This is a genomic window from Mesorhizobium sp. B1-1-5, assembly GCF_006443065.1.
In the GTDB taxonomy this organism is placed as follows: domain Bacteria; phylum Pseudomonadota; class Alphaproteobacteria; order Rhizobiales; family Rhizobiaceae; genus Mesorhizobium.
The window spans coordinates 66,683-86,932 of sequence record NZ_VFWS01000003.1 but is presented as its reverse complement, the minus strand read 5'-3'; the positions used below and the strand labels follow the sequence as shown (position 1 = coordinate 86,932).

At 63.8% G+C, this 20,250-nt stretch carries 18 protein-coding genes, 1 tRNA gene and 1 pseudogene; 8 read left to right on the top strand and 12 right to left on the bottom strand.

The window, feature by feature from the left end; all coding sequences use genetic code 11:
- Nucleotides 1-7 precede the first annotated feature (7 nt).
- The 4 genes from FJ980_RS02210 to FJ980_RS02195 all read left to right on the top strand — a co-directional run bounded on the left by FJ980_RS02210 (nucleotide 8) and on the right by FJ980_RS02195 (nucleotide 4,214).
- Complete coding sequence (locus tag FJ980_RS02210; RefSeq protein ID WP_140541318.1) at nucleotides 8-1,138, top strand: glycosyltransferase family 4 protein; 1,131 nt, start codon at nucleotides 8-10, stop codon at nucleotides 1,136-1,138.
- A gap of 96 nt (nucleotides 1,139-1,234) precedes the next feature.
- Nucleotides 1,235-2,770, top strand: a complete 1,536-nt coding sequence (locus FJ980_RS02205) for an undecaprenyl-phosphate glucose phosphotransferase (protein WP_140541317.1) — start codon at nucleotides 1,235-1,237, stop codon at nucleotides 2,768-2,770.
- Between the two features lie 65 nt (nucleotides 2,771-2,835).
- A complete protein-coding gene (locus tag FJ980_RS02200; RefSeq protein ID WP_140541375.1) occupies nucleotides 2,836-4,083 on the top strand; it encodes an O-antigen ligase family protein in 1,248 nt (415 codons plus the stop codon).
- A 54-nt stretch (nucleotides 4,084-4,137) separates the two neighbouring features.
- A tRNA-Pro gene (locus FJ980_RS02195) sits at nucleotides 4,138-4,214 on the top strand.
- Between the two features lie 136 nt (nucleotides 4,215-4,350).
- On the opposite strand, the gene FJ980_RS02190 is transcribed toward FJ980_RS02195, so the two are convergent.
- Nucleotides 4,351-4,569, bottom strand: a complete 219-nt coding sequence (locus tag FJ980_RS02190; protein ID WP_140541316.1) for a hypothetical protein — start codon at nucleotides 4,567-4,569, stop codon at nucleotides 4,351-4,353.
- A 53-nt stretch (nucleotides 4,570-4,622) separates the two neighbouring features.
- On the opposite strand from FJ980_RS02190, the pseudogene FJ980_RS35240 reads away from it, so the two are divergent.
- Nucleotides 4,623-5,519: pseudogene (locus tag FJ980_RS35240) on the top strand (acyltransferase); the annotation flags it as partial.
- Between the two features lie 173 nt (nucleotides 5,520-5,692).
- Here the strand turns inward: FJ980_RS35240 and FJ980_RS02180 are convergent.
- Nucleotides 5,693-6,706, bottom strand: a complete 1,014-nt coding sequence (locus FJ980_RS02180) for a sugar-binding transcriptional regulator (RefSeq protein ID WP_140541314.1) — start codon at nucleotides 6,704-6,706, stop codon at nucleotides 5,693-5,695.
- 151 nt (nucleotides 6,707-6,857) lie between these two features.
- On the opposite strand from FJ980_RS02180, the gene FJ980_RS02175 reads away from it, so the two are divergent.
- Entirely contained in the window at nucleotides 6,858-7,640 is a 783-nt protein-coding gene (locus tag FJ980_RS02175) for a hypothetical protein (protein ID WP_140541313.1), read from the top strand.
- 17 nt (nucleotides 7,641-7,657) lie between these two features.
- On the opposite strand, the gene ptsP is transcribed toward FJ980_RS02175, so the two are convergent.
- From ptsP to FJ980_RS02150, 5 genes are read right to left on the bottom strand one after another with little or no spacing between them, the layout of a single operon-like run.
- Nucleotides 7,658-9,643: a phosphoenolpyruvate--protein phosphotransferase gene (ptsP, locus tag FJ980_RS02170; protein WP_140541312.1), complete on the bottom strand. Its 1,986-nt coding sequence runs from the start codon at nucleotides 9,641-9,643 to the stop codon at nucleotides 7,658-7,660.
- 48 nt (nucleotides 9,644-9,691) lie between these two features.
- Entirely contained in the window at nucleotides 9,692-10,072 is a 381-nt protein-coding gene (locus FJ980_RS02165) for a PTS glucitol/sorbitol transporter subunit IIA (RefSeq protein WP_095767656.1), read from the bottom strand.
- Nucleotides 10,073-10,098: 26 nt separating this feature from the next.
- Nucleotides 10,099-11,103 (bottom strand): PTS glucitol/sorbitol transporter subunit IIB, encoded by a 1,005-nt coding sequence (locus tag FJ980_RS02160; RefSeq protein ID WP_140541311.1) that lies wholly within the window; start codon nucleotides 11,101-11,103, stop codon nucleotides 10,099-10,101.
- A 15-nt stretch (nucleotides 11,104-11,118) separates the two neighbouring features.
- Nucleotides 11,119-11,886, bottom strand: coding sequence for a PTS glucitol/sorbitol transporter subunit IIC (locus FJ980_RS02155; RefSeq protein WP_140541310.1), 768 nt, complete (start codon nucleotides 11,884-11,886; stop codon nucleotides 11,119-11,121).
- Nucleotides 11,887-11,937: 51 nt separating this feature from the next.
- Complete coding sequence (locus tag FJ980_RS02150) at nucleotides 11,938-12,375, bottom strand: transcriptional regulator GutM (RefSeq protein ID WP_095767894.1); 438 nt, start codon at nucleotides 12,373-12,375, stop codon at nucleotides 11,938-11,940.
- A gap of 188 nt (nucleotides 12,376-12,563) precedes the next feature.
- Between FJ980_RS02150 and FJ980_RS02145 the strand changes: the two genes are divergently transcribed.
- Together FJ980_RS02145 and FJ980_RS02140 are read left to right on the top strand one after the other, a co-directional pair.
- Nucleotides 12,564-13,205 carry a hypothetical protein gene (locus tag FJ980_RS02145; RefSeq protein ID WP_140541309.1) on the top strand — a complete coding sequence of 214 codons (642 nt, stop codon included), beginning with the start codon at nucleotides 12,564-12,566 and terminating at the stop codon, nucleotides 13,203-13,205.
- Nucleotides 13,206-13,293: 88 nt separating this feature from the next.
- Nucleotides 13,294-13,965, top strand: coding sequence for an HAD family phosphatase (locus FJ980_RS02140; RefSeq protein ID WP_140541308.1), 672 nt, complete (start codon nucleotides 13,294-13,296; stop codon nucleotides 13,963-13,965).
- An 83-nt stretch (nucleotides 13,966-14,048) separates the two neighbouring features.
- Here the strand turns inward: FJ980_RS02140 and FJ980_RS02135 are convergent, their stop codons facing one another.
- The 5 genes from FJ980_RS02135 to FJ980_RS02115 form a co-directional block, all read right to left on the bottom strand.
- A complete protein-coding gene (locus FJ980_RS02135) occupies nucleotides 14,049-15,215 on the bottom strand; it encodes a DUF930 domain-containing protein (protein ID WP_140541307.1) in 1,167 nt (388 codons plus the stop codon).
- A gap of 135 nt (nucleotides 15,216-15,350) precedes the next feature.
- Nucleotides 15,351-16,727, bottom strand: coding sequence for a pyruvate dehydrogenase complex dihydrolipoamide acetyltransferase (locus FJ980_RS02130; protein WP_140541306.1), 1,377 nt, complete (start codon nucleotides 16,725-16,727; stop codon nucleotides 15,351-15,353).
- A 3-nt stretch (nucleotides 16,728-16,730) separates the two neighbouring features.
- A complete protein-coding gene (locus tag FJ980_RS02125; RefSeq protein WP_140541305.1) occupies nucleotides 16,731-17,729 on the bottom strand; it encodes an alpha-ketoacid dehydrogenase subunit beta in 999 nt (332 codons plus the stop codon).
- Nucleotides 17,729-18,760, bottom strand: coding sequence for a thiamine pyrophosphate-dependent dehydrogenase E1 component subunit alpha (locus tag FJ980_RS02120; protein WP_140541304.1), 1,032 nt, complete (start codon nucleotides 18,758-18,760; stop codon nucleotides 17,729-17,731). The genes FJ980_RS02125 and FJ980_RS02120 overlap by 1 nt, the downstream gene beginning before the upstream one ends.
- 2 nt (nucleotides 18,761-18,762) lie before the next feature.
- Entirely contained in the window at nucleotides 18,763-20,091 is a 1,329-nt protein-coding gene (locus FJ980_RS02115; RefSeq protein WP_140541303.1) for an NAD(P)H-dependent oxidoreductase, read from the bottom strand.
- Between the last annotated feature and the right edge of the window lie 159 nt (nucleotides 20,092-20,250).

The following is a 20,250-nucleotide window of genomic DNA, read 5'->3' as shown; positions in this document are numbered from 1 at the left end:
ACCCGTCGTGGCGGTGAACCTCAGGATCGTGCACTGCTTTCGCTCACCTGTCGGAGGAATCTTCCGGCACGTGCGCGACCTGACCGAGGCGCAGGTCGCCGCCGGCCATGCGGTGGGAATCGTCTGCGACTCGACCACCGGCGGCGACTATGAGGAGCGCTTGTTCGAGGCGATGAAGGACAGCCTCGCGCTCGGCATCCATCGCACGCCGATGCAGCGTCATGTCGGGCCGGGCGACCTCGCCTCGGCCTGGCGCACCTATCGAATCATCCAGGAATTGCGGCCGGACGTGCTGCACGGGCACGGCGCCAAGGGTGGCGCCTATGCCCGGCTGTTCGGCTCACTGTTGCGGGTATCAAGGTTTCGCGTTGCCCGCCTCTATTCGCCGCATGGCGGCTCCCTCCACTATGACGAAACGACGGCGATGGGGAAGCTGTTCTTCGGCCTGGAGCGCTTCATGGCGCGCTTCACCAATTGCCTGCTGTTCGTTTCCGACTACGAGCGCAACACCTATCGCCGCAAGGTCGGCGAGCCGCCCATACCCAACACGCTTGTCTATAACGGCCTGCGCGCCGCCGAATTCGAACCGGTGACGACGGCGGCGAATGCCGCCGATTTCCTGTACATCGGCATGATGCGCGACCTGAAGGGCCCGGATATCTTCATCGATGCGCTGGCCCTGGCCGGCGACGAGCTCGGACGCCCCTTAAGCGCCGTGATGGTCGGCGATGGCGACGACCTGCCGCGCTACCACGCGCAGGTCGAGCGGCTCAGCCTCAAGAACCAGGTCCGCTTCCTGCCGCCGATGCCGGCAAGAGATGCTTTCGCGCTGGCCGAGTTGATCGTGGTGCCGTCCCGCGCGGAGGCGATGCCCTATATCGTGCTCGAGGCTTTGGCCGCCGGCATGCCGATGATCGCGACGGCGGTCGGCGGCATTCCGGAAATCTTCGGCGAAGGCTCCCCTGCCCTGATCCGCCCCGACGCATCCCAGCTCGCCGCCAAAATGGGCTCGGCGCTCAGCGACTTCGGCGGCTATCGAAAACTGATGCCGCAAGCCGATGAGCTGAAGGCCCGATTCGGCGCGGACGTCATGGCCGCCGATATCGAGAAGGCCTATGTCGCGGCACTGAACAAATAGGCCGCGAGGCGCAACAACTCCAAAACCACCGGTTGTTTCAAGGCTTTCTTAGCTCTCTTTTGCTATGCAGTCGCGCGAAGCTCGCGGACAGTTCCCATGAATGAGATCGACCCCGCGCACCGCTTTTCCATGGATGCGGTGCGCAACTACGATGCTCCCGCCGATGGCGAAAAGCCTGGCGGCATCAACGATGTGGCGCGCCAGGTCGCATCGCAATACCGGCGCGATACCATGTCGCCGATCATGGTCAGCGGCGTGCTGCGCATGGTCGAGTTCGCGATGCTGTTCCTGTCTGGGCTCGGCGTCTATTTCTATTATGTCGGCTTCTTCAGCTATCTGGCCTGGCAGTATCCGCTGGCGATCGCGGCGACGTCGTTCCTGGCCGTGGTGCTGCTCGACGTGACCGATTGCTACCAGGTCGCGGCGCTGATGCGCCCCCTCGCGAATTTCGGCCGGGTGCTGCTGGTCTGGGCCGGCAGCTTCGCGCTGATGGCGCTCACCGCCTTCGCCATCAAGGCGTCGGAAGACTACTCGCGCCTGTTGTTCGGCACCTGGTTCGTGGCCGGCTTCGCGCTGATCTTCGGCCTGAGACTGGTGATGTCGAGCCTCATCCGGCGCTGGGCGCGCGACGGCCGCATGGAGCGCCGCGCGCTCATTGTCGGCGGCGGCAAGGCGGCCGAGCAGCTGATCCGCTCGGTCGAGAAGCAGCCCTACAACGACATCCGCATCTGCGGCATCTTCGACGACCGCAACGACAAGCGCTCGCCGCCGATCGTCGCCGGCTACCCCAAGCTCGGCACGATCTCCGAGCTCATCGAATTCGCCCGCATCGCGCGTATCGACATGCTGATCGTGTCGCTGCCGCTGACCGCCGAATCGCGCGTGCTGCAGCTTCTGAAGAAACTCTGGGTTTTGCCGGTCGATATCCGGCTCTCGGCGCATTCCAACGCGCTGCAGTTCCGGCCGCGCGCCTATTCCTATATCGGCTCGGTGCCGATGCTCGACATCTTCGACAAGCCGATCAACGACTGGGATTCGGTCGCCAAGCGCGCCTTCGATATCGTCTTTTCGCTCATCGGGATCATCGTCTTCTCGCCGGTGATGCTCGCCACCGCGATCGCCATCAAGTTCGACAGCAAGGGCCCCGTGCTGTTCAAGCAGAAGCGGCACGGCTTCAACAACGAGATCATCGAAGTCTACAAGTTCCGCTCGATGTTCACCGACCGGTCCGATCCGACCGCCAAGCAGACGGTGACCAAGAACGATCCGCGCGTCACGCGCGTCGGGCGCTTCATCCGCAAGACCTCGATCGACGAGCTGCCGCAGTTCTTCAACTCGCTGCTCGGCTCGCTTTCGCTGGTCGGGCCGCGCCCGCATGCCATCGCCGCGCAGTCGCACAACCTTCTCTACAACGAGGTGGTCGACGGCTACTTCGCCCGCCACAAGGTCAAGCCCGGCGTCACCGGCTGGGCGCAGATCAACGGCTGGCGCGGCGAGATGGACACCAATGAAAAGATCCGCATGCGCACCGAATACGACCTCTATTACATCGAGAACTGGTCGATGCTGTTCGACCTGCGCATCCTGTTCCTGACGCCGATCCGCCTGCTCAACACGGAAAACGCCTATTGAGCGCCGTCGCCCATGAGTTGCAGCCGCAGGCTGTCAGCCAGTTGCAGCCGCAGGCTGTCAACCAGTTGCCGCCGGGGTCGGTCAACGCCAAGCTGATCTCGCTGATTGCGTCGGCGGCGATCGGCGTCGGCATCCTGCTTTCCGGCTTCGTCATCAGCGAGCCGGCGCCCTATGAAATCTACATGGCCGGGCTGATTGCGGTCTGGGCGCTGTTCGGGCTTCGAATCTCGCGCGCGATCGTGCCGTTGCTGGTGCTTCTGGTGGCAATGAACATCGGCGGCATGATCGCGATGACGCAGATGGCCGACCTCGCCAACACGCCGCTCTATCTCGCCGTCTCGCTGTTTCTGGCCTTCAGCGCGGTGTTCTTTGCCTCGGTGACCTCGATCCAGCCGAGCCTCTACCGACTGATCTTCATCGCCTATGTCGTGTCGGCGGTGGCGACGTCGCTGCTCGGCATCGCCGGTTACTTTCATGTGTTTCCGGGCGCGGAAATGTTCACCAAATACGACCGCGCCGCCGGTGCCTTCCAGGATCCGAACGTGTTCGGGCCGTTCCTGGTGCTGCCCGGCACCTACCTGCTCTATCTGCTCTTGACCGGCCCGGTGTCGCGGATGCCGCTTCTGGCGGTGCCGCTGCTCATCATCACTGCCGGCATCTTCTTCTCGTTCTCGCGCGGCGCCTGGGGCATGTTCGCCGTGTCGGCGGTGCTGCTCACCGCGTGCCTCTTCCTGCAGAGCGCCAGCGGCAAGTTCAGGCTTCGCGTGGTGGTGATGACGATCGCTGCCGCGGCGCTGCTGGTCATCGCCCTCATCGTCATCCTGCAGTTACCCGGCGTGTCGGACATGTTCACACAGCGCGCGCAGCTTGAGCAGAGCTACGATTCGGCGCGGCTCGGCCGCTTCGCCCGCTATTCGATCGGCTTTCAACTGGCGATGGAGCACCCGTTCGGCATCGGCCCGCTGGTCTTCGGCACGATCTATGGCGAGGACACGCACGACATCTGGCTGAAGGCGTTGATGGATTATGGCTGGCTCGGCTTCGTCTCGTTCCTGACGCTGACGCTATGGACGATCGGCGCCGGCTTCCGCATCCTTCTGCGCGACCGGCCGTGGCAGCCTTATCTGCTTTGCGCCTATGTCGCCTATCTCGGCAATATCGGGTTGGGCACCTTCATCGACATCGACCACTGGCGCCATCTCTACCTGCTGCTCGGTCTGATCTGGGGCGCGATCGCGCTGGAGTACCGGCACCAGCGGGAATTGCGGCTGGCGAGGTCTGCATCCCTGCCTGCAATTTCACCTTCGCGATAGGCACCGAATTCGGTTGACCCGCACCGCCTTATCACGATACATCGCCACCCGGTCCGGAGTGTAGCGCAGCCCGGTAGCGCACTTGACTGGGGGTCAAGGGGTCGTCGGTTCGAATCCGGCCACTCCGACCATTTGAAAGAGAACTTCCCCCCAAGTTCTTAGGTTGAGCCGAAGGCTTCCGCTCTTTGGGCAACCGTTTGGTCCAAAAACAGCTTCTCGTTGATTTTAGAGTAGTTCCGCGACTTATCGGCAGAAGCTTGGGGGCTGTCACGCGAGCGGAAGATCTATCTGGCCAGGAGGCCGAAGATCGTTGTCCGTCCGCCAGTAGAGCATGCGGCGCGCTTCTTCGTCGGCGATCAGAATCGTCGACGCAGTCAGGTGCATGGCGCCGAGCAGCGCCTCGGTTTTCCCCCATGGCGCCGAGCGCTGACACTGGCGTGGAGCGTTAATGGGTTTGTTAATGCGGCTCGGCGTATAGGATTCCAAGCAGTATCGACAGTTCTGAGCACCGCTTCGCGCTGACAGCCACGGCACTCTGTATGAAACCGAAGCCTTCTTCAGCCGGATCGAACCTGGCGCAGCTGACCAGCTTGCGATTTTTCGCCGCTCTCTATGTGCTTGCATACCATTCCTCAGACATCGGCGGAGCGCCGCCCCTGATCGCCAATTTCGTGCAGAATGGCTATCTCGGCGTCTCGTTCTTCTTCCTGCTTTCCGGGTTCATCCTCACCCATTCCTACATCGACAAGATGTCCGATTGGGACGACGTCCGACGGTTTGCCGTAGCGAGATTTGCCAGAATTTATCCGGTTTATGTCCTTGCTCTTGTCGTGGCTTTGCCGCTGTCAAGCCTGCCTTTTGATCTCCCGCTTGCGTCGCTGGCGACACTTGGCCTTATTCAAGCCTGGGGCGCACCGACGTCAATGCTCGGATTCTTCTGGAATTCTCCGGGTTGGACACTTTCGATCGAGTTCTTTTTCTATCTCATGTTCCCGTTGCTGCTTCCCGCGCTTTCGAGGCTTACAACTGGAGCCCTGTGGATCAGCCTGGCAATCGCAGTGCTGATTTTCATGGTTATGTGTCTGCCGAGTCTCGGACCGACCGGCTACCTTGCGTTCGACTGGATGAAGCTGGTGCCTCTCCCGCTGCTGAGGCTGCCCGAATTCATGACCGGCATCGTCTGCGCCCTGCTATTCGGCGCTGGTGCTTTCAATCGCTTCCGCAGCGACCTGGCCGCCATTCTGGCCATGGCGTTCACGGTAACCACGCTTGTCTCGACATACACGGTGACAGGAGGATTCGCGGTGATCGGCTTTGTTGCCCTGATTGCGACATGCGCCGTGAATGACGGCAAGACCCGACGCGCACTGTCGTACAAACCGCTCGTGCTGCTGGGCAATGCAAGCTATGCCCTCTACATCCTGCAAATCCCGGTCCGGAAGTGGATTCCGATAATATTTACTGGAGAATGGGGATTGGGTCGGGAGCCTTTTGTATCAACCTTTGCTGATCATCGTCTCGCTCGTCGTCTTCATTCTGGTGGAGGAACCTGCCCGCAGGCTGCTCCGAGGCTCAATTCCGGAGCGGGCGAGCCCTTCCATCGCATGATTCAAACGCCATGCGCCGAGAGCATGCGGCGCGCGCTTTCCTCGTCGGTGATCAGGATGGTCGGCGCGATCAGGTTCATGGCGCCGAGCAGCGCCTCGGTCTTTTCCACGCCGCCGGAGGTGAGGATGCGGATCGGCGCCTTGCGCAGGCGGTCGACATCCACGGACATCACATGGCTGTTGACGGGATGGTCGACCAGATCGCCGTTGCGATCATAGAAATGAAACAGAAGGTCGCCGACGGCGCCGCGCGCCAGCAAGGCCTCGCGGTCGGCTTCCTTGAGGAAGCCGCCGCGCGAGAAGGTGGTGGCCGAAGCGATGCCGCCGACGCTGAGCAGCACGGCATCGAGCGCATCGGCCATCTCAAAAATCTCCTGCAGGCCGCAGCGTTCGACCAGCGCGATTTTTGTCTCGACGCTGTCGACGACGGCCGGCGTCGGCATCAGATAGCCGTCGCCCTGGAAGATCTGGGCGAAGCGCCAGGCGAACTCGGCCGGGTTGACCCGGCGCGCGACGCCGACGCCGCCGAGCAGCGAGATCACGCTGAAATCGGTGAGCGATTTGGCGCTGATGAAGGGCAAGGTGTTGAACAGCGTGACGCCCCAGCCGACGCCGACCCGCATGCCGGATTTCATCGCATCGGACAGGAACATGCCGGTCTTGGCGGCGATTGCCGGGATCGGATCGGCGTTGGGGTCGGTGAGCGGCGCGACCAGCGCCTGCTGTAGGCCGAAGGCCCTTTCCAACGCGCGCTCCAGCCGCACGATCTCCAAAAGCTCGCTCTCGATGGAGATCTTCACCTCGTTGCGCGCTCTCGCCTCCGCCAGCATGCGCACGATGGTGACGCGGCCGACGCCGAGCACGTCGGCGATCTCATTCTGCGTCATCTGCTCGACGAAATACATCCAGGCGGCGCGGATTCTGAGGCGGTCGGTCCGGCTTTCGCTGACGACCTGCTCGGATGCCTCGGCCGCCGCCCTGCCGTTTTCTGGTTCGCCCTGCCGTCGCCTGCCCAATTTCCCCTCCAACCCCGGCGATGACACCGCCCCGCCGATTCTGCATGCTGGTTAAATATCGTCTATTGATCTACCAAGCGAGACGAACAATCTAGAGAGGGCGACTGGCGCCCAAGCCGTGACCGGCTTCAGCATTTCGAGGCAATTGGCGATGCTGCGACAAATTTCCGAGGATGTCCGCGCCAACCTGAAGGACCGGCTTCGGGAGCTGCGCGACGCCATCCGCCAGAACCGCCACGACAGCGCCGGCGACCCTTCGCACGATATCGCCGGCAATTTGCCTCCCTTCCCTGGCCGCAGCCTGCTTGGCCACGCCGCGAGCGCCGTCGACGAGGCGCTGACGATCGCCGAATCCTTCGTGCCGCATTCCCGGCCGCTCAAGGTCGACGGCACGACCGTCAAAAGCCTGCGGGCCTATTTCCCGCATGGCGATGAAGACCGGCAGATCGGCGGCGAGCGTCAGTTCAGGCGCGACATGTATTATCTGACCCGCGCGGTCCTTGCCGGCTACGGCATCGACAATCCGCGCGTCCACGAGGCGAGCTTTTCCGCCGTGCATGTCGCGATGCGCAAGCGCCACGCGGATTTCCTGGCTGGCGCGACGGCGGACGCGGCATCGACGGACCAGGTCGCGGCGGCCTGCGCGGCTCTGCTCGTCGAGTGCCTCAACCACCGTCCTGTCCAGCCTGGCGAGATCGGCACAGGCCCGGCGATAGCCGGCGACCGGTCTCTCGACATCAGGTGCCTTGCGCCCGTGGCGCTTGCCTGCGGACTGGCGACCAAGGCGGACGGAACGCCCGAGCCCGACATTCTCGAGATCGCGGTGCTGGCTGCCGAAGTGCGGGAGGACCGCATCCGGCAGGCCTGCGCCCAGCCCAATGCCGTCCAGGAACTGACACCGGTTCTCGCCATCCTGCTCGCGCATCTAGCGTAACCGCCGCGAATTATCCGCTACCGTTCGGCCGCCATGGCCGCGATCGTCTTCTTGGCGCGCTGGATCGAGGCCGGGCTCATGCTGAGCTCGGTCAGGCCCATCCCGATAAAGGTCGGGATCAGGTCCGGACGGCCGGCGGCCTCGCCACACATGCCAACCATGATGCCGGCGGCGACACCCGCCTTCGCCGTCAGCTCGATCGCCGACATCACCGCCGGATTGGTGACGTCGTTGAGCTTGGCGACCGTCGGATTGAGACGGTCGGCGGCCATGATGTACTGGGTCAGGTCGTTGGTGCCGATCGAAAAGAACGCCACTTCCTTTGCCAGTGCCGGCGCGATCAGCACGGCGGCGGGCGTCTCGATCATCACGCCGAGGTCGAAATCGGCATGCGGCACGTCTTCGGCCTTGAGTTCGTCGGCGCATTCCTCCACCAGCGCGCGCGTGCGCGTCACCTCGGCAATCTCCGAGACCATCGGCAACATGACCTTGATGTTGCCGTGGACGGCGGCCCTCAGCAGCGCCCGCAGCTGCTTCTTGAAGATGTCGGGGCGGTCCAGGCACATGCGGATGCCGCGCCAGCCGAGGAAGGGATTTTCCTCGTCGGGGAATTCGATGCCGGCGATCGGCTTGTCGCCGCCGATGTCGAGCGTGCGCACGATGACCGGATGCGGCGCGAACGCCTTGGCCAGGGCGCTGTAGGTTTCGGCCTGCATGTCCTCCGACGGCAGATGCATGTGGCGCATGAAGAGCAGCTCGGTGCGGAACAGGCCGACGCCCATGGCGCCTGCTTCCTGCGCCGCCTCGATCTCCTCCAGCGAGCCGATATTGGCCGCGACCTCGATCACCGTGCCGTCCGCACGGGTAGGCGTCATGCCCTTGAACGCTGTCAGCCCGGCGCGCTCCTGCGCGGCAGCCTCGACGCGCCGGGTGAAGTCAGCCCGCGCAGCCTCGTCCGGATCGACGACCACATGCCCGGCATTGCCGTCGATCGCCACCTCTTTGGCGGTGCGCAACTCGTTGATCTTGTCGCCGAGACCGAGCACCGCCGGGATGCCGTGCGAGCGGGCGATGATGGCAATGTGCGAGGTGGCGCCGCCATGGCCGCAGACCACGCCGCCGATACGCTTCAGCGGCGCGCGCGCCAGATCCCAGGCGCCGATGTCGTCGGCAATGAGGATCGCGCCCTGCGGGATGGTTTCCAGGCTGACTTCGTCCTGGCCGAGCAGCACCAGGCAGATCTGCCGGCCGACGGCATGGACGTCGTCGGCCCGGGCGTTGAGATAGTGGTCGTCGACCGCGCTGAAATCGGCGGCGATGGTGGCGGCCGCGCCGATGACGGCGGACACGGCGTCATCGCCTTCCTTGATCAGCTTCTCGGCCTCGCCGGTCAGGCTGTCGTCGGCGGCGATGTCGCGCAACGCGGCGACGATGCCGCGGTCGCCGGCGGAGAGGTTGTTCTCGGCAAGCGTGCGGTCCATTCGGGACTGGACGCTGGCGACGGCGCTGCGAAACCGGTCGAGCTCGCCATCGATCTCATCGGCCTGCAGGCGCCTGCCCGGTCCCGCGATCTCCGGCGGGAAATGGGCGAAGGCCGGCCCGATCGCCACGCCCTCGCTTGCGGCGACGCCTTGAAGTTTCGGGGTTCCATCCACCGCCGCGGCAGCAGGCTGCGCGGCCTCACGAGCGGGCGCTGCGGCTGCGGTTTGCGAGCCCTCATCACCCGCCTCGTTTTCGTCGTCGAGACCGGCGCGCGGGTTCTCCAGATAGCCGATCAGCGCCTCGATCGCCTCGATCGCGTCGGCGCCGTTGGCGCGCACGGTGACTTCCTGGTTCTCCTTGACCGCCAGGAGCATCAGTTTGACCGAGCTCTTGGCGCTCACCGCCTTGCCGTTCTTGACCAGCTCTACGTCGGATTCGAAACCTTTCGCGAGCTTTACGAACCGCGTGGCGGGACGGGCGTGCAAACCTTCGTGCACTCTGACGATGGTCGAGCGTTCCATTGCAATTACTCTAGGTTTAGGCGCCGTCGACAGACAGCGCGGATATTATCAGGCGGCGATGGTGATGACAGCGCCCGGTGTCAGGGCGGCCACGAGCGCTCCGGTGTCGACCTCGGACGCGCAAACTTCGCCGGGCCTTTCGGCCTCGGATGCTCCGTTGAAGGAGATCACGACATGGCCCATCTCGCGCACCTTGCTCCACGCCGTGGAGCCAACCGCCGTTATCGTCGCCGAAACCGGTCCGAGCGTGATCGACGCGCCCTTTTGCGGCGCGTCGTCACTGGGCCCCTGCTCTGCCAAGTGCAGCACCGAGACTTCGGCGAGTTCAGGAGGCGAGCCATCCGCGAACAGGATGACCACGCCGCCCTCGGCGAGGTCCGCCACTTCAGGCCCGATAGCTGTGACCCGTGTCTTGAGAAGAACCGACATATGGCGAACCTCGTTGTTACGCGTTTTTAGAACACGATCAGGGAGACGACCCATGCGATCAGCACGGAGACCGGGCCCATGATCTGGCGGCTGATGAGCACCGCCGGCACGCCGATCTCGATCGTCTTCGGCTTGGCCTCACCGAGCGCCAGACCGACGGGAACGAAGTCGCAGCCCACTTGGGTGTTGTAGGCAAACAACGCCGGCAGCGCCATTGCGGGCGAGATGGTGCCGTTGGCGATCTGCGGGCCGATGATGGCGACGCCGATGACCTGGGCGATGACCGCGCCTGGGCCAAGGATGGGCGACAGGAACGGCAGGCCGCAGATGGCCGAGATGACCAGCAGGCCGACGATGTTGTTGGCCAAGGGTCCCATCGGCTGTGCCAGCACGTCGCCGATGCCGGTGTAGAGGATCAGGCCGATCAGCATGGTCACGAAGGCCATGAAGGGCAGCACGTTGCGGATAACCTGATCGATGGTGCGGCGGCCGGAGTTGAAGAAGATGCCGACGACACGGCCCATGACACGGCCGATCGAGCTGATCAGGCCGATAAGCCCGCCCTCGTTCGGCAGCGGCTCGGCCGCCCTGGCAGTGGTGTTGTTGCTTGTACTCATTGATGCTGCTCCCCCCGCAGTGGTGACCGCTTCGGATCCGTCCGCCATCGTGACGTTGGCCGGCTTCACGCCCGAAACGTAGATGTCTTCCGTGATGAACTGGGCGAGCGGACCCGCCTGGCCGACCGGTGTCAGATTGACGGTCGGGATACGCTTGCGCGGATAGACGCCGCAGCGCGCGGTGCCGCCGCAGTCGACGACGACGACCGCCATCTCGCTTTCGATCGGCGGCGCCTTGAAGCCGTCGACCGCTTCGGCGCCGGTCATATCGGCGATAAGCTGCGCCACCGGATGAATGCCGCCACCGGTTACCGACACGACCTTGCTGCGCTGCTCGGTCGGTTCGATGACCAGCGGGCCGCCCCAACCGGTGGAGCCCCTCGAGATCTTTACTGCCTTGTATGTCTTGGCCATGGTGTCCTCCCGCCCTTAGAGCTCGACGCCCTGGCGGCGTGCCATGATGGCCGTGATGCGCTCGGTCAGCATGCCCTTCAGCAGGATGACGACGAGTCCGACGAGGGCGTACCAGATGGCTACCTTGACGTGATAGCCGTTGGCGATGACGCCCCGCTTCTCGAGATCGAGCAGCGCGACCAGCATGCCGCCCCAGACGAAATATTCACCGGGGTTGATATGCGGAAAGAGGCCGAGCGGCGGATGCACATAGGACACCGCCGCGTCGTAGAAGGCAGGCTTGTGCTTTTCTTCCAGGAAGGAGCCGAAGGTGTAGGCCATCGGGTTGGTGAGGAAGAACACCGACAGGACCGGCAGCACGGTGTAGCGGGTCAGCGCGATACGGCCGGCGCCGCGCGCCAGGCCGTGGACGCGCTCTTCGCCGACCAGTTCGGTGACGGCGTAGAAGGCGGTCATCAGCACGACCAGGGTCGGGATGATGCCGGTGACGAAGCCGGCGAACACTTCGCCGCCCTTCTGGAAGATGCCGATGAAATACTTGCCGATCGCCGTCAGCCAGCCGAGCTGCTCTTCCTGCTGCACATTCTTCAGCTGTTCCTTCAGCTGATCGGCGGTGACCGGCGCATTGTCGGTCGTCGCCTGCGCCAGGACCACGAGATGATCGGTGGCGTGCTCGACGCCGAGCTTGCCGTGCCAGGCAGCATCCGAGACCATGGTGCCTGCGACATGCAGGTTGTGCACTGCCAGATCGGCATGCTGCGCCAATAACGAAATTACAGACATTTCTCCTCCTTATGACCCCGCCGGTCATTCCCAGCCGGCTGCCGGCGTCGCTTAAGCCCTTGCTACGTTCAAACCGGACAGGCCCGGCTTCTTCCCCGGCTCCGACCGCGCGCGGTCGATCTGCTCGATCGCCCGTTTCACGGCCTCGGCCACACCGGGTTCCCCCTCCCCCATGATCGCAGGGTTGGACCGGAGTCGATCGAGGGGGATACCCTCGAATTCTTCATGTCGCTTGAACTTGGTGAGCACCGAACGGCCGCTCATGACCATCATGCGGCGCACGATGAGATCGGGCGTCACGACGACGAGCGCGATGGTACCCTTGGCGAGCCGGCCGCGGAAATTGCCGGCTCCGACAAAGCCGTCCTTGAACTCTCCGGTGACGCCTTTGAAGACGTCCGCATAATGCCGCATCTGCAGCCAGACGCCGAGCGATTGCAGCGCCCAGACGACAAACAGCAGAAGCAGCGCCCACTGCCAGATCGCCATTTCGGTTTCCTCCCGATTCTCTTCCTCCGGCACATATTGAACGGAGGCGAGATGACCCGAAAGTGAGAACATTTGTTTCCTAGAATGTCAACATGTATTATATTAGCCGCCGTAACGCTCCACAGGCGGCTGACCGATTTCGGCAACGGCAGCGCTGTGCTAGCCTGTCGCCAAACGGGATATGAGACATGGATCTGCCTTTCAGGCACGAACTGGCGCTTATGCCGGACCTTCGTCACCGGCTGCGGCAGCTGCGCTGGTTTCGCGCCACCTTCCGCAGCAGCGCGAAGGTGGTGTCGGAAACCTTTGGCGTTCGTTTCGAGATAGACGAGGCCAAGCTGACGCGCGCCTTCCTCGACTGGATCGACGTCATGGAAGCGCAGAAGCGATTCGCAGCCGTCGACCGCGCGGACTTCATCGTCTTCGCCGCCGGGCTGGTGCTGCGCGAGCTGATCCGGCAGGCGCCGGCACGGGAGGTCTCCGGCCTTACCGAAATGATCGAGACGGAGGCCAATGCCGGCACGGCTGAAATCGTGCGCTTCTGGCCGGAAGGTTTCCTCTACACCAACTACTGCGTGTCGGCGATCCTGGCCGTGCACGAGCAGGAGTTCGGCACGGCGCCCAGCATCGACAAATGCGCCGACGACCTGCGCACTTGGTGGTCCTACCGCGAGAACGCGACGGAAATGCCCGCCTATGCCGTGGCCTTCCTCGACCGCTTCCTCGGCGCCGAGCCCAACTGGATCACACCCGACCGCGCGCAGTCGCGCCAGGCCATGCAGCGCGCGCTTGGATCCACGCCGGTCAGCGAGGCGCTGCGCCAGCTTTGATGCGCAGGAGATGCATCCGCATAACTATTGAACATCTGACTTTTTATCGATAGCGATGTGCGTATTGGCACAGAGCCGGGAGAAGCGCGTGGCGCAACCTAGACTGATTTTCGACTGCGACGGCGTTCTCGTCGACAGCGAACCGCTGGCCGCCAAGGCCTATGAACGCGTCTACGAGAAGCATGGCATGCCTGGCGTCCATGGCGGCATCATCGCGCAATGCATAGGCATGAAGCAGGCCGACATCATCGTCAAAATCAAGGAACTGACGGGACATCAGTTCCCGCCCACCGCCGACGGCGACATCTGGGCCGAGACCAAGCTGCTCTTTTCGGAGGAGCTGAAGCCGACATCGGGGATCCTGCCGTTCCTGAGCGCGCTTGCCGGTGACCGCTGTGTCGCCTCGTCATCTTCAGTCGAACGCATCAACCACAGCCTGTCGGTGACCGGACTGTCGCGCTTCTTCGGCGAGGCGATCTTTTCCTCCTCGATGGTGAAGAACGGCAAGCCGGCGCCGGACATCTTCCTCTACGCCGCCGAGAAAATGGGCGCGAACCCCGCCGACTGCATCGTGGTCGAGGATTCGCCTTTTGGCGTCCAGGGCGCGGTGGCGGCCGGCATGGTCGCGATCGGCTATACCGGCGGCGGGCATACCTATCCCGAGCACGGCGCCCGGCTGAAGGCCGCAGGCGCGGATTTCGTCTGCGCCGACTGGCACGACGTCAGCCGGCAGTTGGCCGGGCTTGGTGTCCCGGCCTGAGCTAACTCTTGTTGGAGCATGATCTTCTCCGGAAACCGATTCCCACTCTTTGCATTCGCTGATCTTCGGTTTGGGATCATGCTCTAGCGGAGACTGGGGAAGCGACGCCGGGTCCACTCCCCAGGCGGGACCAATCCCCCCACGCGGAAGTTGAAGGACAGGACCCTCGTTGCATCGGCGTCGACCTCGCAGCGGAAGCTGAGATCATACCACTGGGTTGTCGTGCTGAAGGCAGCCTGCGGAGGGTTAAGAACATTGCCTTGTTTCAAGGGAATGGTCGGCAGCCATTTGGGCGAGTAATCGGCACTCTGCAATTCCTGGTTCAAAACGTTGGCGCACAGGTTGGCTACGCGCTGATCGCGCGGCACATTCTCCATCGAGCTTGTGGCCAGCGCGTTGCCGGTCGCACCCGGCGAGTAAAGCTTTCTGACGCCCGGCAGGCCGGAATAGATCGGCGATCCCGCAACCTCGCTGTCGGCGGGGCTTGACCTTCCCTGGTTCCCGCTCGGCCCTCTCAAAGCTCTTGCGGATTTGAACTTCATCGCCTTGGAAGGCTTGGGCTTTGCTTTTTCGGCCGGCGCAGGCTTGTCGCCGGCATCGGCCGTCAACGGCTTTGGCGTTTCGGCAGCTTGCTTGTCGGCGGTTTGCGGAATTGCCTCCTGCTTGTCCTGCTGCTGTTTGTCAGTGTCCTCGGTTGCCTGCTTCTCCTCGCTTTGCGCGGGTTTTTCGTCCGGCGCGGTGGTTACCGGCTTCTCTTGAGCCTTGTTGGTGTCCGCCTGCTGCTCGGGCGTTGCAGGCGGAGCCGGCTGGTTGGGCGCGGGTTGCGATGAGACGGGCGGCTTCGCGGGTTCATCCTTGGCCGGCGACGGAGCGTTGGCTGGCGCGCTGCCGCCGTTGAGAGATTTCTCCGGGCCGGTATCCTTCTCGCCATACTGAAAAACGCGCTTCAGAACCGGAATGTCCTGGGGTTTCGGCGGCTGCGGAGGCGGTGGCTTTTGCACGGCCTGCTCGGGCGGCTTTTCAGCCTGCTTTTCAGGCTTCGGCTCCGGCGGCTTTGGAGCGGGCTTCGGCTTGGGCTGCTCGGGCGGCGGCACGATCGCGACATTGACCGGCTGTTCCTGTTGGTCCGGCTGTTGCTCGGGTCTCGGCAAGCCGAAGAACAAGAACGCTGCGATCAAGGCATGCAGGAATAACGATGCGGCCAAGGCCCATCGCCAATTCCGAAACCATTCCCGCATCTTGCCGTTCATTGCGCCCGATGTGGAACGAAATGACGGCGGCTTCAAGCACCGGGCCGGGATTTGCGCTAGCTGCCGGCCTGACAAGTCGGTGATCGGAGGGCTGTGGCCGTAAGCAAGCTGGATCAAGGCCCTGCAGGGATTGCTTTACACCAGCACGCCCATCGGGTTTTCGATCAGGCGCTTGAAGGCGCCGAGCAGCTCCGCGCCAAGCGCACCGTCGACGGCGCGGTGATCGGTCGACAAGGTCACCGACATCACGGTGGCTATTCTGATCTCGCCCTTCTTGACCACCGCCCGCTCCTCGCCGGCGCCGACCGCCAGGATCGTCGCATGCGGCGGGTTGATGACGGCGGCAAAGTCCTTGACGCCGAACATGCCGAGATTGGACACGGCCGTCGTGCCGCCCTGATATTCTTCCGGCTTCAGCTTGCGGCTTCTGGCACGGCCGGCCAGGTCCTTCATCTCGTTGGAGATGACCGACAGCGTCTTTTCGTCCGCATGCCGGATGATCGGCGTGATCAGGCCGCCGGGGATCGACACGGCCACGCCGACATCGGCGTGCTTGTGCTTGACCATGGCGCTCTCGGTCCAGGAGGCGTTGGCATCCGGCACCGCCACCAGCGCCATCGCCATGGCCTTGATGACCATATCGTTGACCGAGAGCTTGTAGGCTGGCGCCTCGCCCTTGTCGGTCTTCCGCATCGGGGCTGCGGCATTGAGCTGCGTGCGCAGCGCCAGGAGCGCGTCGAGCTCGCAGTCCAGCGTCAAATAGAAATGCGGAATGGTCGACTTTGCCTCGACCAGGCGGCGCGCGATGGTCTTGCGCATGTTGTCGTGCGGCACGAGCTCGTAGGAGCCTTCGGCGAACAGCTTAAGCACCTGGTCGTCCGACATCGGCTTGAGTGCTGCGGCCGGAGCGGACGGCGCGGCGGCCGAGATCTCGGCGGCCGGTTGAGCAGGGACGGCAGCGCCTTTTGCGGCGACTGCGGCCTCAACGTCGGCACGCACGACGCGGCCGCGCGGACCGCTGCCTTGTATTTCGGCTATCTTAAGACCGGCTTCGCGAGCCAAACGGCGCGCAAGCGGCGTCGCGCGCCCAACGGTCGGCGATTGGCTGATCTCCCCCCTTGTGGGGGAGATGGCCGGCAGGCCAGAGGGGGGCGCGACGGAACGAGAGGTTGGCGGGACAGCGCCCCCCTCTGTCGGCTTCGCCGACATCTCCCCCGCTTGGGGAGAGATTGGCGCTCCGTTCTGCGGCGTCGTTCCTGATTCATAGACCTCGTCATCGGCATAGATCCATGCCACCGGTTCGCCGACCGGAATGTCGACGCGCTCCTTGCCGGTGACGTCGCGCAGCGTGCCGCTGGCCGGCGCATCGATCTCCATCGCCGCCTTGTCGGTCTCGATCTCGAAGAGCACGTCGCCTTTCTTGACGTGCGCGCCCTCCTCGGCGAACCAGCGCGAGATCTGTCCGGTCGCCATATCCATGTCGACCTTGGGAAGAATGACTTCGGTCGGCATCGCTCAGCGGACCCCTTTCACGAGGTCGCGCGCAGCGGCGATGATGTCGGGAACCTGCGGCACCGTCGCCTTTTCCAGATCCGGATTGTAGGGGATCGGCGTCTCGGCGCCGCCAAGGCGCACGATCGGCGCATCGAGATAGTCGAACGCCTCGCTTTCGGCGACGAGCGCGCTCACTTCCGCGCCGATGCCGAGCGTTTTCACCGCTTCGTAGACGCAGAGCAATCTCGATGTCTTCTTCACGCTGTCGATGACGGTCTGCCTGTCGATCGGGCGGATCGTGCGCAGATCGACCACCTCGATGTCGATGCCCTCGCCTTCAAGCACAGCCGCGGCGTCGAGCGCCTTCTGCACCATGATCGATGTGGCGACGATGGTGAGGTCGCGGCCTTCGCGGCGGATCTCGGCCTTGCCGATCGGCACGGTGTAATGGCCTTCCGGCACATGGCCCTTCATCTTATAGAGAAGCTTGTGCTCGAAGATCATAACCGGGTCCGGATCGGCGACCGCGGCAAGCAGCATGCCCTTGGCATCGTGCGGCGTCGCAGGCTGGATGACCTTCAGGCCAGGCACATGGCCGAGCCAGGCCTCGAGGCTCTGGCTGTGCTGCGCGGCGGCACCCGTGCCCGAGCCCGCGGGGAAACGCATCACCACCGGCACCGAGACCTCGCCGCCGAGCATGAAGCGCATCTTGGCCGCCTGGTTGACGATCTGTTCCATGCCGAGCGTGGCGAAATCCGAGAACTGGAATTCGAAGATCGGCCGCATGCCGGTGACGGCCGCGCCCACTGCGACGCCGGCGCCCCCCAGTTCGGAGATAGGCGTGTCTATCACCCGCTCGGTGCCGTAGCGCTCGACGAGGTCGCCAGTCACCTGGAAGGCGCCGCCATAGACGCCGATATCCTCGCCCATCAGGAAGACGCGTTCGTCCATGTCCATGGCGATCGCCATGGCTTCCTGGATCGCCTGGGCGTAGCTCAGTTCACGCAGCGCGGCGTCCATCACGCAGGCTCCGTGTAAACGTAGTTCTGAAGGGTGGCGATCTCGGGCGCCGGGCTCGCCTTGGCGAACTCGATGCCGTCGGCGATCTCCTTGGCGACCGCGTCGCGGATCGCCTGGATGCCCTGGTCGTCGATGAAGCCGAAATCGCGGAGTTCCGTCTCGAAAAGCGTGATCGGATCGCGGTTCGCCATCCAATCCTCGATCTCTTCCTTGGTGCGGTAGCGGTTGCGGTCGCTCTTGGAATGGCCGCGATGGCGGTAGGTCTTGGATTCGATCAGCGTCGGCCCTTCGCCGGCCCGCGCCCGCTCCACCGCCTTGAAGGACGCCTCGGCGACCTCGGAGAAGATATTGCCGTTGACGATGACGCCGGGCATCGAATAGGCGGCCGCGCGTTCGGCGATGTTCTTCACCGCGGTCGAGCGCGCCGTCGAGGTCGACATGCCGTAGCCGTTGTTCTCGCACACGAAGATCACCGGCAGCTTCCAGACCGCCGCCATGTTCAGCGCCTCGTGGAAGGCGCCCTCATTGTTGGCGCCGTCGCCGAAGAAGGAAACCACGACCTTGCCGGTCTTCATCATCTTGGACGAGAGCGCGGCACCTACCGCAATCGGAATGCCGCCGGCAACGATGCCATTGGCGCCGAGATTCCCCTTGGCGACATCGGCGATATGCATGGAGCCGCCGCGGCCCTTGCAGTAACCGGTGGTCTTGCCGAAGAACTCCGCGAACATCCGGCTGACTTCGGCGCCCTTGGCGATGCAATGGCCATGGCCGCGATGCGTCGAGGTGATCTGGTCGTCCTCGGCGAGCGGCATGCAGATGCCCATGGCGCTGGCTTCCTGGCCGATCGACAGGTGCATGGTGCCGTGGATGAGGCCGCGCGTGTAGCACTCTTCCGCGCCCTCTTCGAAGCGGCGGATGAGGTACATCTTGTGAAGCACCTCCCTCAGCTGCTCCGGGCTGTACTGGCGATAGACGAAAGGCAGGTTGGCCCGGCTGTCCACGACGGCGGCTTTGCTGGCTCCAGCCATGATCACGCCTCCACGGCACCGTAAACGAGCTTGTCCTGGCGGGCACGCAGCTCGGCGATCTTCGAGCCCGGCGCGGGCGCCGCGTTGGCATAGGTGATGAGCTCGCCCTTCTTGATGGGCGCAGTCACGGAGCCGCCCTGCAGCAGGCCGCAGGGAATGGCGCGCGCCGCATGGGCTTCCGGCGCCGTCATGATCCAGGCGCGGTAGCAATATTCGCCGATGGCGTCGAGCTTGTCGCCGGGCTTCAGATCCTTCTTGGCAACGGCGCAGACTTCGGCCACGGGCTTGGCCAGCGGCACCATGTCCGCCTTGCCGTTGAGCACGACACGGGCGCAGGTGAGCGGCACTTCCAGCGAGGTGAGGTGATAGGGACGATGGAAGGTGAAATAAGGGCCTTTGCCCATCTTCAGGTCTTCCATGCGCTCCGAGATGCGCGGATGCGACATGTCGGCGACGACGAAGACGCCGGGCGCCACACCCTTGCCGATCGAATAGTCGACGACGCCGACCTTCGACAGCACGCCGCCGTCCTTCTGCGGCACCAGCACCTTCGACAATTCGCCGAGCGTCGCCGCCGGACCGTGCATGCCGGGCTTGTCGGGAACCAGCCCGGTCGCATTGGCGATCGCCGCCATCTCGACCATGGTCTTCGAACCATCGACGAATTCGACCAGCATGCGCACGTTCATGTGCCGGCGCTTGGCCTCCTCCTCATAGTCGGGAGGCGTGGCGTCGATGTTGAGCGGGTTGTTCTTGCCCTTGCCGGCGGCAACGATCGGGTGGCCCATGGCGGAGACGAACTCGATCAGCTCCATGCAGGAAGACGGCTCGTCGCCGGCGCCCAGCGAATAGGTGACGCCGAGGCGGTCGGCTTCGCTCTTGAGATAGGCGCCAATGGTGACGTCGGCCTCGACATTCATCATCACCAGATGCTTGCCATGCTCCATGGCGCGTAGGCCGATCTCGGCACCGACGGCCGGAACGCCGGTCGCGTCGATCACGACGTCGATGAGGTCGTTGCCGATGACAAGGCTGGAATCGCTGGTGACGGCGATCTTGCCGGCCTCCATGGCCGACGTCATCGCCGAGGCGCTCGAAACTTCGCGCGCATGACCGGTTTCCTGGAAGGCGATATCGACGGCCTTGCCGGCCGCCGGCAGGTTGAGTTCGGAAATGGCGCCGATCTCAATGCCGGACATGTGGGCGACGCGGGTGACGATGTCGGTTCCCATTTCGCCCGAGCCGATCAGGCCGATGCGGATGGGCTTGCCGGACTTGGCGCGCTCTTCGAGGTCACGGGCAAGGCCCGTCAACGAAATATTGGAAGCCATGCCGCTTATTCCTCCCACATCGCATGCTGTTTGACTGCTTGACGCGTATTGAACATCTGTATTTCTGTCAAGACTAATGTCCAAATCTTTGGCCGTCCTCGACGCTTTTCGAGTCGGTTGACGCGCAACGGCGAAAGGCGCGGATGCCTATATCAAACC

Bases quoted from the DNA above. Each gene is read 5' to 3' on its own strand.
- FJ980_RS02115 (WP_140541303.1), bottom strand. From the start codon at position 20,091: ATGGCTTCCAATATTTCGTTGACGGGCCTTGCCCGTGACCTCGAAGAG.
- FJ980_RS02155 (WP_140541310.1), bottom strand. From the start codon at position 11,886: ATGTCTGTAATTTCGTTATTGGCGCAGCATGCCGATCTGGCAGTGCAC.
- FJ980_RS02145 (WP_140541309.1), top strand. From the start codon at position 12,564: ATGGATCTGCCTTTCAGGCACGAACTGGCGCTTATGCCGGACCTTCGT.
- FJ980_RS02130 (WP_140541306.1), bottom strand. From the start codon at position 16,727: ATGCCGACCGAAGTCATTCTTCCCAAGGTCGACATGGATATGGCGACC.
- FJ980_RS02175 (WP_140541313.1), top strand. From the start codon at position 6,858: ATGCTGCGACAAATTTCCGAGGATGTCCGCGCCAACCTGAAGGACCGG.
- FJ980_RS02160 (WP_140541311.1), bottom strand. From the start codon at position 11,103: ATGGCCAAGACATACAAGGCAGTAAAGATCTCGAGGGGCTCCACCGGT.
- ptsP (WP_140541312.1), bottom strand. From the start codon at position 9,643: ATGGAACGCTCGACCATCGTCAGAGTGCACGAAGGTTTGCACGCCCGT.
- FJ980_RS02150 (WP_095767894.1), bottom strand. From the start codon at position 12,375: ATGGCGATCTGGCAGTGGGCGCTGCTTCTGCTGTTTGTCGTCTGGGCG.
- FJ980_RS02125 (WP_140541305.1), bottom strand. From the start codon at position 17,729: ATGGACGCCGCGCTGCGTGAACTGAGCTACGCCCAGGCGATCCAGGAA.
- FJ980_RS02205 (WP_140541317.1), top strand. From the start codon at position 1,235: ATGAATGAGATCGACCCCGCGCACCGCTTTTCCATGGATGCGGTGCGC.
- FJ980_RS02165 (WP_095767656.1), bottom strand. From the start codon at position 10,072: ATGTCGGTTCTTCTCAAGACACGGGTCACAGCTATCGGGCCTGAAGTG.
- FJ980_RS02120 (WP_140541304.1), bottom strand. From the start codon at position 18,760: ATGGCTGGAGCCAGCAAAGCCGCCGTCGTGGACAGCCGGGCCAACCTG.
- FJ980_RS02135 (WP_140541307.1), bottom strand. From the start codon at position 15,215: ATGAACGGCAAGATGCGGGAATGGTTTCGGAATTGGCGATGGGCCTTG.